Here is a 16,572-nt window from a genome sequence, read left to right as displayed (position 1 = left end):
GGCCGGGAAGGTATCCCATTCGGCGCCAGACGTAAACGCTTGCGCAATCGCTTACGTGCCCCTGCTGGTCCTGCCGAGAGGGGGACGTCGGCCGTCCCAGGATCAAAACCTGGTGGTCATCCGTACCGGTGTGGGGAACGTGCTGATCAGCCGTGCCAGGATGAAGAGTGGTGTTCAGCCCGGCCTGTGTCAGGACGCGGGTGTTCAGCCCGGCCGGTGTCACGGCGTGGTGGATGGCTCAGCCGGTGTCAGGACGTGGTGGTAGCCCGGCCAGTATCAAACATGGCGGTCAGGCCGACCGGGATGGGAAGGGCGGCGGTCAGCCGAGGCCGCGACGGACCGGGCCGGCGGCTCACTCCCACTCCCACCCGATGCCCACGATCCCCGTCCGCACCCGTGGCTCGACAAGGTGGACGGAGCGGTGCAGCCCGCTGAGGGCGAGTCCCTGACGGCCGCTGCGGGGCGCCGCTGCCGAGTGCTGGGCGAACCGGTGGCAGCGGACCGGGAGGGCGTTCTCGGCGAAGCGGACCTGGAGGGCGTACTGGCCGCCGGCGAGAGGGAAACCGCGGGCGTACTCGCGGGACACGTCGGCCGTGCCGTCCTCGACGCCGTAGCGGAAGAGGTAGGTGTCGCCGGCCCGCAGACGCGTACCGAAGAGCAGCTCGGCCACGAGGACGCCGGTGTCATGGTGCCAACGGACCCGTCCCGTGCGGCAGTTCTCCAGCGCGTGCACTGTGATGCGCTCCGGAGTGCACCCCGGGTCGCCGTGGTGGACGGCGACGAAGCGGTCCACGCCGTCCCTGTGGGCGCGCACGATGTGGTGCGACTCGCGTCCCGCCAGCTCGCGGCGCGGCCCTATCCGCACCCGCTCGTGGTGGGCGAGGGTGTGCAGGCCGCCGTCGACCGGCCAGTCCAGCTCGGACAGTAGCTGTTCCAGGACGCCGGAGGCCTCCAGCAGGGAGCGATAGGAGCGGGCCGCCGGCCGTTGGAGGGCGGAGTGGTCGTCGGCCTCGGCGAGCAGCCGGATCAGGGACTCCTCCGGCAGTTGGAGGATCTCCTCCAGCGCTCGTACCGCACGCAGTGACTCGGGGCGCTGTGGGCGGCGGGCGCCCTGCTGCCAGTAGCTCAGGCTGGTGACGCCGACTTTCACACCCCGACGGGACAGATGGTGCTGCACGCGCTGCAGCGGCAGTCCCCGGGCGGCTATCGCGGCGCGCAGGGCGACGTGGAACGGGCCGCCTCGCAGGGCCGTGTCCAGTTCCGCGGTGGCGGTGGGGATGTCCGCGTGCTGTGTGGCGTGCGGCATGCAGGGGCCTTTCTCTGGATGTTCACAACGGGTGGTCAGACCGTTCGCGCGGCTGCTCGGGGCCACCCCATCGGCGTGGCAGGGTCTTCACATCCGTACGCCGTCGTTCATGGCCCCGAGTTCCCCCGCATTGAAGCGTGTTGACCAAGCCCCGACAACACCTGATGCCCAACAGTGGGCAATCCTGGCCGAGTCGCGATGCCTTCGCCTCAAGTCACTTTGCTCGCCCTGGTGTTGCCCGACCCCCGCCCTCGGTGTTGCCCAGCCTCGGCCCTGGTGCTGCCCAGCCCCGGCTCTCGGTGCTGCCCAGCCCCGGCCCCGATGTTGCGCTGCACCGCCCTGATGGCGCGTGCGGCCGGAGCCGACCACCACAGGAAGCCGTGAGCCGGACTGCTGCTCCGGGAGGACATGGTCGGCCTGCGCGAGCGGTCGGGTACGAGGTGGCGGAAGTCAAGCCGATGACGTGGCCGGGCTGCTGGAACAGGTCGGGGTCGAGCGACCGGCCCTCGCGATCGCCGACACCAGAATGCCGACCGGCCACTCCAGCGAGGGCCTCAAGGCGACCCGCGCCGTCCGCGAGCACCCTCCGCCACCGTGATCCTCGTGCTGCCGACATTGTCGACGTTTGCCGACGTTTGCCGAGGTCGACGAGCTCGGCGAGGCCCTGGACTGGATCCAGCGGGAGGGCTCGGTGTTCGCCCCCTCCCCAGGTGCGGGAGCTGTCCTCCCCCTGGCCGGGACAGCCCGCCGGCTCCTCTCAGCGGCCTTCGGCCGTGAGAGCGGCCCTCACGCCGAAGGCCGCTCCGACACGGGCATAGCCGCCGCCTGCGGTCATCGAGGGCATCTCGGAGAACCATGTCCGCGGCATCCTGGCCGGACTCCGGCTCTGGGAGACCGGCGATGACCACCACCGTGTCCTGGCCGCTCTCACGTTCCTGTCCTGGCCATTCTCAGGTTCCAGCGCTGGTCCGCCGGTCCGCCGGTAAGGCCGACGGTGATCCGCGCGACGACGCGGACAACCCGGCGCGCACGCCGCCACTGCCGGGGCCCGACGCGCACACGGCGCCGCTCGCACAGCCACCGCGGATCGCTCGCCACGTGCTGACATCCGGGGTGCCACCGCCCGACGTGGCGCGGGCCGTCACCCGCTGAGCCCCAAGGCTTCGGCGTTGTCCACAGCCCCGCCGGACTGTCAGCGCTCGCCAGTAGGGTGTGAGACATGGCCGATCCCTCCAGCTACCGCCCCAAGCCGGGACAGATCCCGGACTCTCCCGGGGTGTACAGGTTCCGCGACGAGCACCGCCGGGTGATCTACGTCGGAAAGGCGAAGAGCCTGCGCCAGCGCCTGGCGAACTACTTCCAGGACTTGGCCGGCCTGCACCCGCGCACCCGCACGATGGTCACCACGGCCGCGTCCGTGGAGTGGACCGTGGTGTCCACGGAGGTCGAGGCCCTGCAGCTGGAGTACTCCTGGATCAAGGAGTTCGACCCCCGGTTCAACGTCAAATACCGCGACGACAAGAGCTACCCGTACCTCGCGGTGACGATGAACGAGGAGTACCCGCGTGTGCAGGTGATGCGCGGTCACAAGAAGAAGGGCGTCAGGTATTTCGGGCCGTACGCACACGCGTGGGCGATCCGTGACACCGTCGACCTGCTCCTGCGCGTCTTCCCCGTGCGCACCTGCTCGGCCGGCGTCTTCAAGAACGCCCGCCGCACCGGCCGCCCCTGCCTGCTCGGCTACATCGGCAAGTGCTCCGCCCCCTGCGTGGACCGCGTCTCGGCCGAGGAGCACCAAGAACTGGCCGAGGAGTTCTGCGACTTCATGACCGGCCGCACAGGCACGTACATCCGCCGCCTCGAGAAGCAGATGATGGAGGCGGCCGACGAGATGGAGTACGAGCGGGCCGCCCGCCTGCGCGACGACATCGAGGCCCTGAAGAAGGCCATGGAGAAGAACGCGGTCGTGCTCGCCGACGCGACCGACGCCGACCTCATCGCCGTCGCCGAGGACGAGCTGGAAGCTGCCGTGCAGATCTTCCACGTCCGCGGCGGCCGGGTGCGCGGCCAGCGTGGCTGGGTCACCGACAAGGTCGAGGAGATCACCACCGGCGCCCTGGTCGAGCACGCCCTCCAGCAGCTCTACGGCGAGGAGACCGGGGACGCCGTGCCCAAGGAGGTCCTGGTCCCGGCCCTGCCCGACCCCGTGGAGCCCGTGCAGGAGTGGCTGACCGGGCGCCGCGGCGCCGGTGTCTCGCTGCGCATCCCTCAGCGCGGTGACAAGCGCGCCCTGATGGAGACCGTCGAGCGCAACGCCCAGCAGGCACTCGTCCTGCACAAGACCAAGCGCGCCTCCGACCTGACCACCCGCTCGCGGGCCCTGGAGGAGATCGCCGACGCCCTCGACCTGGACAGCGCCCCCCTCAGGATCGAGTGCTACGACATCTCGCACCTCCAGGGCGATGACGTCGTGGCCTCCATGGTCGTCTTCGAGGACGGGCTGCAGCGCAAGAGCGAGTACCGGCGCTTCCAGATCAAGGGCTTCGAGGGCCAGGACGACGTCCGCTCCATGCACGAGGTGATCACCCGCCGCTTCAGGCGCTACCTCGCCGAGAAGGAGAGGACGGGCGAGTGGACCGACGGCGAGAACACCCTCGGCGACGCCTCGTCCGCCCCGCTCGGCGACGCCTCGTCCGATCCCCTCGCCGACGCCTCGTCCGACCTGCTCACCGACGCCTCCTCGGCCCCCCTCACCAGCGGCCTCAAGGACGACGACGGCCGCCCCAAGCGCTTCGCCTACCCGCCGCAGCTCGTCGTCGTGGACGGCGGACAGCCGCAGGTCGCGGCCGCGCAGCGGGCCCTGGACGAGCTCGGCATCGACGACATCGCCGTCTGCGGCCTCGCCAAGCGGCTGGAGGAGGTCTGGGTGCCCGGCGAGGACGACCCGGTCGTGCTGCCCCGGACCAGCGAGGGCCTGTATCTGCTCCAGCGCGTCCGGGACGAGGCCCACCGCTTCGCGATCACCTACCAGCGCACCAAGCGGGCCAAGCGCTTCCGGTCGAGCCCGCTGGACGACGTCCCCGGGCTCGGTGAGACCCGCAAGCAGGCGCTGATCAAGCACTTCGGGTCGGTGAAGAAGCTGCGATCCGCGACCATCGACCAGATCTGTGAGGTTCCGGGCATAGGCCGCAAGACGGCAGAGACGATCGCCGTGGCCCTCGCCCAGGCGGCCCCGGCCGCGCCCGCCGTGAACACGGCGACAGGAGAGATCATGGAAGACGAGGAATCCGATACGACGGCGGAGACCTCGGGGGAGCCCGTGTCCGCGGGCGCCCCGGACGAACGACGGGGGCAGGAGAGATGAGCGAGCACGACACACATCCCACAGGCGAGCGAGATCAAGAAGCTCAGGAAACGCACAAGAAGACCGGCGAGGATCTCACCCATCAGGACGCACGCCAGGAAGACGGAGCACAGGTGAGCACGGGCATCGAGACAGCCGGGGTCCCCGAAGCGGCCATCCCCGAGCTGGTGATCATCTCCGGCATGTCCGGGGCCGGCCGCTCGACGGCCGCCAAGTGTCTGGAGGACCTCGGCTGGTTCGTCGTCGACAACCTCCCGCCCGCGCTGATCCCCACCATGGTGGAGCTCGGCGCCCGCTCCCAGGGCAATGTGGCGCGGATCGCGGTGGTCGTCGACGTCCGTGGCCGGCGGTTCTTCGACAACCTCCGCGAGTCCCTCGCCGAACTCGACACCCGGGGCGTCACCCGCCGGATCGTCTTCCTGGAGTCCTCCGACGACGCCCTGGTGCGCCGCTTCGAGTCGGTGCGCCGCCCGCACCCCCTCCAGGGCGACGGCCGCATCGTCGACGGCATCGCCGCCGAGCGCCAGCTGCTGCGCGAGCTGCGCGGCGACGCCGACCTGGTGATCGACACCTCCAGCCTCAACGTGCACGAGCTGCGCGCCAAGATGGACGCCCAGTTCGCGGGCGAGGAGGAGCCCGAGCTGCGGGCCACGGTCATGTCCTTCGGCTTCAAGTACGGCCTCCCGGTCGACGCCGACCTGGTCGTGGACATGCGGTTCCTGCCCAACCCGCACTGGGTCCCGGAGCTGCGCCCCTTCACCGGCCTCAACGAGGAGGTGTCGGCGTACGTCTTCAACCAGCCCGGTGCGAAGGAGTTCATCGACCGCTACTCCGAGCTGCTCCAGCTCATCGCGGCCGGATACCGCCGCGAGGGCAAGCGGTACGTGACGATCGCGGTCGGCTGCACCGGCGGCAAGCACCGCTCGGTCGCCACATCGGAGAAGCTCGCAGCGCGCCTTGCCTCCCAGGGCGTGGAGACGGTGGTCGTACACCGGGACATGGGACGGGAATGACGGGACGTACTCCGCGGCTGAGCAGGTTGCGCCGGGCGGTGCCCGAGTCGCGGGCCGGCCGGCCCGCCGAGGCCCGCGGCGCCAAGCCGCGCCGCCGCGGCGCCCAGCCCAAGGTCGTCGCCCTCGGCGGCGGCATGGGTCTGTCCGCCTCGCTCGCCGCGCTGCGCCGGATCACCGGCGACCTGACCGCCGTGGTCACCGTGGCCGACGACGGCGGCTCCAGCGGGCGCCTGCGCGACGAGCTGGGCGTGCTGCCGCCCGGTGACCTGCGCAAGGCGCTGGCCGCGCTGTGCGGCGACGACGACTGGGGCCAGACCTGGGCCCGCGTCATCCAGCACCGCTTCCACTCCAAGGGCGACCTGCACGACCACGCGGTCGGCAATCTGCTGATCGTCGCCCTGTGGGAGCAGCTCGGTGACCACGTCCAGGCCCTCGACCTGGTCGGCAAGCTGCTCGGCGCGCACGGGCGCGTGCTGCCCATGTCCGCCGTACCGCTGGAGCTCCAGGCCCTGGTCAAGGGGCACGACCCGGACCTGCCCGAGGCCGTCGACACCGTCCGTGGCCAGGCCAACGTCGCCCTCACCCCCGGCGAGGTGCAGTCGGTGCACCTCGTTCCGCACGACCCGCCCGCCGTCCCGGAGGCCGTCGCCGCCGTCCGGGACGCGGACTGGGTGGTGCTCGGCCCGGGCTCCTGGTTCTCCTCGGTCATCCCGCACCTGCTCGTGCCGGAACTCCTGGACGCCCTCATCGAGACGAAGGCGCGCCGGGTACTCTCGCTGAACCTCGCTCCGCAGCCGGGAGAAACCGAAGGCTTCTCACCGCAGCGTCATTTGGAGGTTTTGGGACGACACGCCCCTAAACTCGCCCTGGACGTGGTGCTGGCCGACGAGGCCGCCGTGCCGGACCGGGATGTGCTCACCGAGGCCGCCAAGCGGCTCGGTGCCGCGGTCGAGCTGGCCCCGGTGGCCCGGACGGACGGGACGCCCCGGCACGACCCGGAGCTCCTCGCCGCCGCGTACGACCGTATTTTTCGGATGCATGGAAGGATCGGCCCATGGCGATGACGGCAGCGGTGAAGGATGAGATCTCCCGACTCCCCGTCACCCGGACCTGCTGCAGGAAGGCGGAGGTCTCCGCCATTCTGCGGTTCGCCGGCGGCCTCCACCTGGTCAGCGGGCGCATCGTGATCGAGGCGGAGCTGGACACCGCGATGGCGGCCAGACGGCTCAAGCGGGACATTCTGGAGATCTTCGGCCACAGCTCCGAGCTGATCGTGATGGCGCCGGGCGGGCTGCGCCGCGGTTCGCGTTACGTCGTACGCGTGGTCGCGGGCGGTGACCAGCTCGCCCGCCAGACCGGCCTGGTCGACGGGCGGGGCCGCCCGATCCGCGGCCTGCCCCCGCAGGTGGTCTCCGGCGCCACCTGTGACGCCGAGGCCGCCTGGCGCGGCGCCTTCCTGGCGCACGGCTCGCTCACCGAGCCCGGCCGCTCCTCCTCCCTGGAGGTGACCTGCCCGGGTCCCGAGGCCGCGCTCGCCCTGGTCGGCGCGGCCCGCAGGCTGTCGATCGCCGCCAAGGCCCGCGAGGTGCGCGGCGTGGACCGCGTGGTCGTCCGGGACGGCGACGCGATCGGCGCCCTGCTGACCCGGCTCGGGGCACACGAGTCCGTGCTGGCCTGGGAGGAGCGCCGGATGCGCCGCGAGGTGCGCGCCACGGCGAACCGTCTCGCCAACTTCGACGACGCCAACCTCCGCCGCTCGGCGCGCGCGGCCGTCGCCGCCGGTGCCCGGGTCCAGCGCGCGCTGGAGATCCTCGGCGAGGAGGTCCCCGAGCACCTCGCCGCCGCCGGACGCCTGCGTATGGAGCACAAGCAGGCCTCGCTGGAGGAGCTGGGCGCGCTCGCCGACCCGCCGCTCACCAAGGACGCCGTCGCCGGCCGTATCCGCCGACTGCTGGCCATGGCCGACAAGCGGGCCCAGGACCTCGGCATTCCGGGCACCGAGGCCAACCTCTCCGAGGAGTTGGCGGACAACCTCGCGGGGTGATGTGAAGGATCGTCAACAGACTGGCGCCGATGTTCCCTTGGGGCATCGGCGCCAATCTTTTGTCAGTCTTTGCGGCACTCTTGACTGGGCCGTGAAGTGGCATGAGCCTGGCAGCCATTCGTCACTGTGGCGAAACACTGCTAGGGGGGTTCATGAGACCCAGAGCGAGATCGATCCTCGCTGCCGGCGCGCTCCTGATAGGCGGAGCGAGTATCGCACCCATCGCCCAGGCACAACCGGGAAGTTCACAAGAAACCGACCCGAACGAAGTGAAGGTCTTCCGCGCCGAGGTCACCAAGAAGCAGGTACCCCTGCTGCTGGCGGCCGGTCAGGACGGCCACGAACTCAGTGAGCAGGCGCCCGAGAAGGGCACGGCCACCGTTGAGGTCTACCTCACCGACGACCAGGCCAAGAAGCTCGAGAAGCAGGGCGTCGAGCTCACCGAGCACGACCTCTCCGCCAAGGCCGAGGCTCGCACCGAGAAGGCCGCCGAGGGCGTGTACCGCCCGTACAGCGGCAGCGGGGGACTCAAGGAGGAGATCGTCCGGACCGGGCAGGAGAACCCCGGCCTCACCAAGGTCGTCTCCATCGGCAAGACGATCAACGGCCAGGACATCCTGGCGCTCAAGCTCACCAAGAACGCCAAGAAGACGAAGGACGGCGCCAAGCCGTCCGTTCTCTACGTCTCCAACCAGCACGCGCGCGAGTGGATCACGCCGGAGATGACCCGGCGTCTGATGCACTACTACCTGGACAACTACAAGACGGACAAGCGCGTCAAGAAGATCGTCGACTCGACCGAGCTGTGGTTCGTCCTCTCGGCCAACCCCGACGGCTACGACTACACCTTCAAGGACTCCAGCACCCGCCTGTGGCGCAAGAACCTGCGCGACATCAACGGCGACGGTGTCATCAGCACCGGCGACGGCGTCGATCCCAACCGCAACTTCGCCTACAAGTGGGGCTACGACGACGAGGGTTCGTCCCCCAACCCCACCAGCGAGACCTATCGCGGTGCGTCCCCGGCTTCCGAACCCGAGACACAGGCGATGGACGCCTTCCAGAAGCGCATCGGGTTCGAGTACGGCATCAACTACCACTCCGCGGCCGAGCTCATCCTTTACGGCGTCGGCTGGCAGGTGGCCACGGACACCCCGGACGACGTCCTCTACGAGGCCCTCGCCGGCACCCCGGAGAACCCCGCGATCCCGGGCTACCACCCGCAGGTCTCCTCGGAGCTGTACACCACCAACGGCGAGACCGACGGCCACTCCGCGAACCTCAACGGCATCGCGATGTTCACGCCCGAGATGTCGACCTGCCAGACCGCGTCGAACATCGACCCGAACGACCAGTGGAACGCGCGGGACTGCCAGTCGGTCTTCAACTTCCCGGACGACGAGAAGCTGATCCAGGACGAGTTCGCCAAGAACGTCCCGTTCGCGCTCTCCGTCGCCGAGTCCGCCGCGCACCCCGACCGGCCGTCCTCCTCGGTCGGCCTGAACGCCGCCGACTTCACCCCGGCGGCGTTCACCACGTCGTACTCCCGCGGCGCCGACCAGGAGGTCTCCGTCGTCGTACGCAAGTCCGTGCGCGACAAGGAGCTCAAGTACCGCGTCAACGGCGGCCGTACGGAGGACATGGCGCTGAGGCCCTGGAAGGGCGGCGAGACGTACGGCGGTGAGGACAACCTCTACTTCGACGAGTACCGGGCCAAGGTCGCCGACGGCGACCCGGGCGACAAGGTCGAGGTGTGGTTCACCGGCGAGACGAGGAGCGGAAAACCCGTCTCCAGCAAGCACTTCACCTACACCGTGGCCGAACGGCCGCGCGCGGACGTCCTCGTGGTCGCCGAGGAAGGCGCCACCGCCACGCACGCGCAGAAGTACGTCGACGCGCTCAAGGCCAACGGCCGCAGGGCGGTCGTCTGGGACGTCGCCGCTCAGGGCGCGCCCGACGCGCTCGGTGTGCTGAGCCACTTCGACACCGTCGTCCACTACACCGGCGCGAACGTCCCGGGCAACGCCACCCAGCTCCAGCTGCGCGCCTACCTCAACGAGGGCGGCAAGCTCATGGAGGCGGGCGAGCAGGCCGGCGGCAACGTCGACCTCGGCGGAGGCAACCTGTCGAACGACTTCAGCCAGTACTACCTGGGCGCCTACTCCCGTACGTCGCTCCCCGGGGCCACCGGCTTCACCGGCTCCGGCAAGTTCGGCGGGTTCATCGGAGCGCTCGGCGACGCGACCGGCAACCCGCTCGACAAGGCTGGCAGCTACAGCGTCACCTCGGACCAGCTCCCCGTCGACAAGTACCCGCAGTTCGCCAGCGCGGGCGCGGGCCAGTTCGCCGGGACCGTCAATCCGTACGGGCCGTACACGGGAGCCTGGATGGCGGCCGCCGTGCACACCGACGACGCCTACAAGCGGCTCACCAGGACCGTCGACCTCACCGGTGTGACCGCGGCCCAGCAGCCCACGCTGCGCACCCAGTTGCTGTGGGACGTCGAGCCCGGCTACGACAACGTCCTGATCGAGGCCCACACCACCGGGGCCGAGGACTGGACGACGCTCCCCGAGAAGGGCGGCGCCAGCAGCAACACCGTGCCGGCGGAATGCGAGGCCGGGTTCTACATGGCCGAGCACCCCTGGCTCAAGCACTACCTGACGCAGTCGGCCCAGGGCTGCACCGCGACCGGCACCAGCGGCCAGTGGAACGCCCTCACCGGCGCCTCCTCGGGCTGGAAGCAGGTCGAGTTCGACCTGAGCGCGTACGCCGGCAAGTCCGTGGAGATCTCGATCAGCTATGTCTCCGACCCGGGCTTCGGTGGCCGCGGCGTCCTCGCCGACCAGGCCTCGCTCGTCGTCGGCGGCACCGCCACCGAGACCGAGGGCTTCGAGACGTCGCTCGGAGCCTGGAGCGTGACCGGACCGCCCGCGGGCAGTCCGGCCGTGCTCAAGGACTGGGCCCGCACCGGGGCGCTGTTCCAGACCTACGGAGCGGTCACCACGGACGACACGGTGCTGCTGGGCTTCGGCCTGGAGCATGTCACCGCGGCGGCCGACCGCAAGGCGCTCATCGGAAAGGCCCTCTCCTCACTTGAGGACTGACATACCGAGGTCAACAGCGCACAACGCGCCGTGACCAAATCGAGTGATCCGGGCTTTCGGGCCGGGCGGTCCGTACCCCTACTGGCGGGTACGGGCCGCCGTGCCGTGTATGAGGCATCTGGATGTCACCACGGCGGCTTCAGAGAGGTAGGGTCGTAGGCGGTCGGGGACATCCCAAATAGAGCTCGCCGGCACCGCATGGCCGGCGTACCAACGAGGAGATCGGTTCGTGACGATCCGCGTAGGCATCAACGGCTTCGGTCGTATCGGTCGCAACTACTTCCGCGCGCTGCTGGAGCAGGGTGCTGACATCGAGATCGTGGCTGTCAACGACCTGGGTGACACTGCGACCACCGCTCACCTGCTGAAGTACGACACGATTCTGGGCCGCCTCAAGCAGGAGGTCACCCACACCGCCGACACGATCACCGTCGACGGCCACACCATCAAAGTCCTGTCCGAGCGCAACCCCGCCGACATCCCGTGGGGCGAGCTGGGCGTCGACATCGTCATCGAGTCGACCGGCATCTTCACGAAGAAGGCCGACGCCGAGAAGCACATCGCCGGCGGCGCCAAGAAGGTCCTCATCTCGGCTCCGGCCTCCGACGAGGACATCACCGTCGTGATGGGTGTCAACCAGGACAAGTACGACCCGGCGAACCACCACGTCATCTCCAACGCCTCGTGCACCACCAACTGTGTGGCGCCGATGGCGAAGGTCCTCGACGAGAACTTCGGCATCGTCAAGGGTCTGATGACGACGGTGCACGCGTACACGAACGACCAGCGCATCCTGGACTTCCCGCACAAGGACCTGCGCCGCGCGCGTGCCGCCGCCGAGAACATCATCCCGACCACCACGGGTGCCGCCAAGGCCACCGCGCTGGTCCTCCCGCAGCTCAAGGGCAAGCTGGACGGCATCGCGATGCGCGTCCCGGTCCCGACCGGCTCGGTCACCGACCTCGTCCTGGAGCTCGGCCGCGAGGTCACCAAGGAAGAGATCAACGCCGCCTTCCAGAAGGCCGCCGAGGGCGAGCTGAAGGGCATCCTCGAGTACACCGAGGACCCGATCGTCTCCTCCGACATCGTCAACGCCCCGGCGTCCTGCACCTTCGACTCCTCCCTGACCATGGTCCAGGAGGGCAAGAACGTGAAGGTCATCGGCTGGTACGACAACGAGTGGGGCTACTCCAACCGCCTCGTCGACCTCACGGTCTTCGTCGGCAACCAGCTCTGATATCCAGAGCAGGCGCATTGATGTGAGTCAGGGCTCGGGCGGCGCAGGGACGCGCCGTCCGAGCCCTGACGCGCGTGCAGAACCGACCTGTTGGATCACGAGCGCTTTCGAGCGATCAAGAGCGATCACGAGCCCTCCTCAGGAGTCCCCTTCATGAAGACGATCGACGAACTTCTCTCCGAAGGCGTCGCCGGCAAGCGGGTCTTCGTCCGCGCCGACCTGAACGTGCCGCTGGACGGCACCACCATCACCGACGACGGCCGTATCCGCGCCGTCCTGCCCACCGTCAAGGCGCTGGCCGAGGCGGGCGCCCGCGTGGTCGTCGCCTCGCACCTGGGCCGCCCCAAGGGAGCCCCGGACCCCGCCTTCTCCCTCGCCCCGGCCGCCGCGCGCCTCGGTGAACTCCTCGGCGCCGACGTGGCGTTCGCGACCGACACGGTCGGCGAGTCCGCCCAGTCCGTCGTCGCCGGCCTGACCGACGGCCAGGTCGCGGTCATCGAGAACCTGCGCTTCAACGCCGGCGAGACGTCCAAGGACGACGCCGAGCGCGGCGCCTTCGCCGACCGGCTCGCCGCCCTCGCCGACGTGTACGTCAGTGACGGCTTCGGTGCGGTGCACCGGGGGCACGCCTCCGTCTACGACCTCCCGGCCCGCCTGCCGCACTACGCCGGCCACCTCATCGCCACCGAGGTCGGCGTCCTGAAGAAGCTCACCGAGGACGTCAAGCGCCCGTACGTCGTCGCGCTCGGCGGCGCCAAGGTCTCCGACAAGCTCGCCGTCATCGACCAGCTGCTCGGCAAGGCCGACCGGCTGCTCATCGGCGGTGGCATGGCGTACACCTTCCTCAAGGCCAAGGGCTACGAGGTCGGCATCTCCCTCCTCCAGGAGGACCAGATCCCGGCCGTCACCGAGTACATGGAGCGGGCCGAGAAGAACGGCGTCGAGATCGTGCTGCCGGTCGACGTCCTGGTCTCCACCGAGTTCCCGGACCTGAAGACCAAGGCCCCGGCCAACCCCACGACCGTCGCCGCGGACGCCATCCCCGCCGACCAGGAGGGTCTGGACATCGGTCCCGAGACCCGCAAGCTGTACGCCTCGAAGCTCGCCGACGCCGCCACCGTCTTCTGGAACGGCCCCATGGGCGTCTTCGAGCACCCCGACTACGCCGAGGGCACCAAGGCGGTCGCCCAGGCCCTCGTCGACTCCAAGGGCTTCACCGTGGTCGGCGGCGGCGACTCCGCCGCAGCCGTGCGCACCCTGGGCTTCGACGAGAACGCATTCGGCCACATCTCGACCGGTGGCGGCGCCTCCCTCGAATACCTCGAGGGCAAGACGCTCCCCGGCCTCGCCGCACTGGAGGACTGACCTTAATGGCTGCATCTAATCTTTCCGGGCGCACGCCGCTGATGGCGGGCAACTGGAAGATGAACCTCAACCACCTCGAGGCCATCGCCCACGTCCAGAAGCTCGCCTTCGCCCTGGCCGACAAGGACTACGAGGCCGTCGAGGTCGCCGTCCTGCCGCCCTTCACCGACCTGCGCTCCGTGCAGACCCTGGTCGACGGCGACAAGCTGAAGATCAAGTACGGCGCCCAGGACATCTCGGCCCAGGACTCCGGCGCCTACACCGGCGAGATCTCCGGCCCGATGCTGGCCAAGCTGAAGTGCACGTACGTGGCGATCGGCCACTCCGAGCGCCGCCAGTACCACGCCGAGACCGACGAGATCGTCAACGCCAAGGTCAAGGCCGCCTTCAAGCACGGCCTCACCCCGATCATGTGCGTCGGTGAGGAGCTGGAGGTCCGCGAGGCCGGCAACGCCGTCCCGCACACGCTCGCCCAGGTCGAGGGCGGTCTGAAGGACGTCCCGGCCGAGCAGGCCGAGACCATCGTCATCGCCTACGAGCCCGTCTGGGCCATCGGCACCGGCAAGGTCTGCGGCGCCGAGGACGCCCAGGAGGTCTGCGCCGCGATCCGCGCCAAGCTCGCCGAGCTGTACTCGCAGGAGCTGGCCGACAAGGTTCGCATCCAGTACGGCGGCTCCGTGAAGTCGGGCAACGTCGCCGAGATCATGGCCCAGGCCGACATCGACGGCGCCCTGGTCGGCGGCGCGTCGCTGGACGCCGACGAGTTCGTCAAGATCGTGCGGTTCCGTGACCAGTGAGTAGGCCGTAACGACGATTCGTCGTACCCTTGCGGGGCCGAAGCTGTTATTCGGAGCGTGAAGCTTCAAGAAAGGCTTCGGCCCCGTCGTTATCCGAATCCGAGGAAGTTGGTCCAGCCGTGGTTCTGGGGTTCTCCATCGCCCTGATCGTCTTCAGCCTGCTGATGATGCTGCTGGTGCTGATGCACAAGGGCAAGGGCGGCGGCCTCTCCGACATGTTCGGTGGCGGCATGCAGTCGTCCGTCGGCGGCTCCTCGGTCGCCGAGCGCAACCTCGACCGGATCACCATCGTGGTCGGTCTGCTGTGGTTCGCGTGCATTGTCGTGCTCGGCATCCTGATGAAGATGAACAACTGACCGGCACGCACATTCCGCACGTAAGGCCCCATGTTCGGTACGCGCAGCTGAGCGCGGCCTATCATGGGGCTTGCGTCTTGGTGTGGGGGGGCTATGTAACTCCAATCACTGGACGCGCGTTGGGCCTTACGTAGACTGAGGCGCTCGCAGCGAAGCGAAACGCCGACTCGCTTCGCGGCACCATCACGCAGGGAGTTACGACCGTGGCAAGTGGCAACGCGATCCGAGGAAGCCGGGTCGGGGCGGGGCCGATGGGCGAGGCCGAGCGGGGCGAGTCCGCGCCCCGGCTGCGCATCTCCTTCTGGTGCTCCAACGGGCATGAGACGCAGCCCAGCTTCGCCAGCGACGCGCAGGTTCCCGACACCTGGGACTGCCCGCGCTGCGGCTTTCCCGCCGGACAGGACCGGGACAACCCGCCGGACCCGCCGCGGACCGAGCCCTACAAGACGCACCTGGCGTATGTACGGGAACGGCGCAGCGACGCGGACGGCGAGGCGATCCTCGCCGAGGCGCTCGCCAAACTGCGGGGCGAGATCTAGAAGTTGAGGACCGGCCGGGTACCTAATGGGTGCCTGGCCGGACCTGTTTGACGCACCGGCGCCGAGCCGCTCGCGGACCGATTGTCAGTGGTGCCCTCTACGGTTTGTACATCGATCTTCTGCATCGGTGGACCGTGAGGGGGAGTTGTGGCGACGGCTGAGGCGGCGGGCTTGCGTGCGCCCGCGTGGCGCGGGGGATTCGGGCGGTTGTGGACCGCCGCCGTGGTCTCGCGGTTCGGAGACGCGCTGCGTACGACAGCGCTGCCCCTGCTCGCCGTGCAACTCACGGACGATCCCCTGATCATCGCCTCGGTCACCGCCTGCGGCTATGCCCCCTGGCTGCTCTTCGGCCTGCTCGGCGGGGCCGTGGCGGACCGGGTGGACCAACGGCGCGCGATGTGGGCGGTCGATCTCGTACGAGGACTCCTCGTCGCCGGATTCGCGCTCGCCGTCGGACTCGGACACGCGTCGATCCCGCTGTTGCTGGTGCTCGCCTTCACGTTGACGACGCTCCAGACGCTGTTCGACAACGCGTCCACGGCCCTGCTTCCGTCCCTGGTCGACCGAGAGGCCCTGGGCAGTGCCAACGCCCGGCTGATGACGGGCCAGCAGCTCGCGGGCGGCCTGCTGGCGGGGCCTTTCGTGCCGTTGCTCCTGACGGCCGGGGCCGCCATGCCGTTCGTGGCCGACGCCGGTACCTATCTGCTGGCCGCCGCCCTGGTGGCGTCCCTGCGCATAGGACCGCCCGAGCGGCAGCCACGCCCGGCGGGCAGCACACTGTGGGCCGAGATCGGCGACGGGCTGCGCACACTCTGGCGGGATCGAGCGCTGCGGGCCATCTGCCTGGCCACGCTGCTGTGCAACATCGGTATGGGCGCCCTGATCGCCACGCTGGTGCTGCACGTGACGCGCTGGCTTGACGGGGGCCACACGGCGTACGCGGCGGCGATGACCACGTACGCGGTCGGCAGCCTGGCCGGCGGCTTCGTGGCCCAGCGGTTGGCGCGCAGGACGGGGCGGGTGCGGGCACTGCTGTTGGCCGGGACCGTCCAGACGGTGTCGCTGCTGCTCACCGGGGTCGTCCGCCACCTGGCGGCCCTCCTGGTGGCCATGGCACTGCTCGGCGCCATGGGCATGGTGTGGAACGTCAACCAGGTCACGCTCATGCAGCAGCGCAGCCCCGAGTCGATGGTGGGCCGAATCGCCTCGGCCTTCCGGACCGCCTCGACGTCCGGCGCCCCGGTCGGTGCTCTGCTCGGCGGTGCCGTGGCGGGTGGGTTCGGGCTGAACGCACCGGCCTTGCTGGCCGCCGTACTCTTCGCCCTCGCCGTCACCTCGTTGATACCGGCGCGCAAGCCGGACGTACCTGTTGTTGCGCCGGGGGACGACGCCACGACGGTTCACGCCCCGCGCTGATCAATTAGGTTGGAACCGCTGGGACAGG

The 16,572-nt window shown here is 69.6% G+C and carries 13 protein-coding genes; 12 read left to right on the top strand and 1 reads right to left on the bottom strand.

The features are described 5' to 3' along the window. Window positions 1-352: 352 nt before the first annotated feature. A complete protein-coding gene (locus ACIREI_RS03550) occupies window positions 353-1,306 on the bottom strand; it encodes a hypothetical protein (RefSeq protein ID WP_403326945.1) in 954 nt (317 codons plus the stop codon). Between the two features lie 463 nt (window positions 1,307-1,769). Between ACIREI_RS03550 and ACIREI_RS03545 the strand changes: the two genes are divergently transcribed. The 12 genes from ACIREI_RS03545 (at window position 1,770) to ACIREI_RS03490 (ending at window position 16,544) form a co-directional block, all read left to right on the top strand. Next, window positions 1,770-1,904 (top strand): hypothetical protein, encoded by a 135-nt coding sequence (locus ACIREI_RS03545; protein ID WP_403326943.1) that lies wholly within the window; start codon window positions 1,770-1,772, stop codon window positions 1,902-1,904. Between the two features lie 621 nt (window positions 1,905-2,525). Further along, complete coding sequence (uvrC, locus tag ACIREI_RS03540; RefSeq protein ID WP_403326942.1) at window positions 2,526-4,670, top strand: excinuclease ABC subunit UvrC; 2,145 nt, start codon at window positions 2,526-2,528, stop codon at window positions 4,668-4,670. Beyond that, complete coding sequence (gene rapZ, locus ACIREI_RS03535) at window positions 4,667-5,683, top strand: RNase adapter RapZ (protein WP_403326940.1); 1,017 nt, start codon at window positions 4,667-4,669, stop codon at window positions 5,681-5,683. Before uvrC ends, rapZ begins: the two co-directional genes overlap by 4 nt. Continuing rightward, window positions 5,680-6,747, top strand: a complete 1,068-nt coding sequence (yvcK, locus tag ACIREI_RS03530; protein WP_403326938.1) for a uridine diphosphate-N-acetylglucosamine-binding protein YvcK — start codon at window positions 5,680-5,682, stop codon at window positions 6,745-6,747. The genes rapZ and yvcK overlap by 4 nt, the downstream gene beginning before the upstream one ends. Next, on the top strand, window positions 6,738-7,727 hold the full coding sequence (gene whiA, locus ACIREI_RS03525; protein WP_190070616.1) for a DNA-binding protein WhiA: 990 nt from the start codon (window positions 6,738-6,740) through the stop codon (window positions 7,725-7,727). Before yvcK ends, whiA begins: the two co-directional genes overlap by 10 nt. A 152-nt stretch (window positions 7,728-7,879) precedes the next feature. Then, window positions 7,880-10,834, top strand: a complete 2,955-nt coding sequence (locus ACIREI_RS03520) for a M14 family zinc carboxypeptidase (protein ID WP_403326936.1) — start codon at window positions 7,880-7,882, stop codon at window positions 10,832-10,834. 229 nt (window positions 10,835-11,063) lie between these two features. Continuing rightward, on the top strand, window positions 11,064-12,071 hold the full coding sequence (gap, locus tag ACIREI_RS03515; protein ID WP_403326934.1) for a type I glyceraldehyde-3-phosphate dehydrogenase: 1,008 nt from the start codon (window positions 11,064-11,066) through the stop codon (window positions 12,069-12,071). Between the two features lie 153 nt (window positions 12,072-12,224). Beyond that, window positions 12,225-13,436 carry a phosphoglycerate kinase gene (locus ACIREI_RS03510; RefSeq protein ID WP_403326932.1) on the top strand — a complete coding sequence of 404 codons (1,212 nt, stop codon included), beginning with the start codon at window positions 12,225-12,227 and terminating at the stop codon, window positions 13,434-13,436. Between the two features lie 41 nt (window positions 13,437-13,477). Then, on the top strand, window positions 13,478-14,233 hold the full coding sequence (gene tpiA / locus ACIREI_RS03505) for a triose-phosphate isomerase (RefSeq protein ID WP_403328016.1): 756 nt from the start codon (window positions 13,478-13,480) through the stop codon (window positions 14,231-14,233). A gap of 119 nt (window positions 14,234-14,352) precedes the next feature. After that, window positions 14,353-14,589 carry a preprotein translocase subunit SecG gene (secG, locus tag ACIREI_RS03500; protein WP_302001543.1) on the top strand — a complete coding sequence of 79 codons (237 nt, stop codon included), beginning with the start codon at window positions 14,353-14,355 and terminating at the stop codon, window positions 14,587-14,589. 203 nt (window positions 14,590-14,792) lie between these two features. Beyond that, window positions 14,793-15,128 carry an RNA polymerase-binding protein RbpA gene (locus ACIREI_RS03495; RefSeq protein ID WP_003957010.1) on the top strand — a complete coding sequence of 112 codons (336 nt, stop codon included), beginning with the start codon at window positions 14,793-14,795 and terminating at the stop codon, window positions 15,126-15,128. Between the two features lie 171 nt (window positions 15,129-15,299). Further along, entirely contained in the window at window positions 15,300-16,544 is a 1,245-nt protein-coding gene (locus ACIREI_RS03490; RefSeq protein ID WP_403326930.1) for an MFS transporter, read from the top strand. Window positions 16,545-16,572 lie beyond the last annotated feature (28 nt).

Source organism: Streptomyces sp. NPDC093591, from assembly GCF_044764885.1.
Classification (GTDB): domain Bacteria; phylum Actinomycetota; class Actinomycetes; order Streptomycetales; family Streptomycetaceae; genus Streptomyces.
This window is presented reverse-complemented; position numbering and strand designations above follow the sequence as displayed.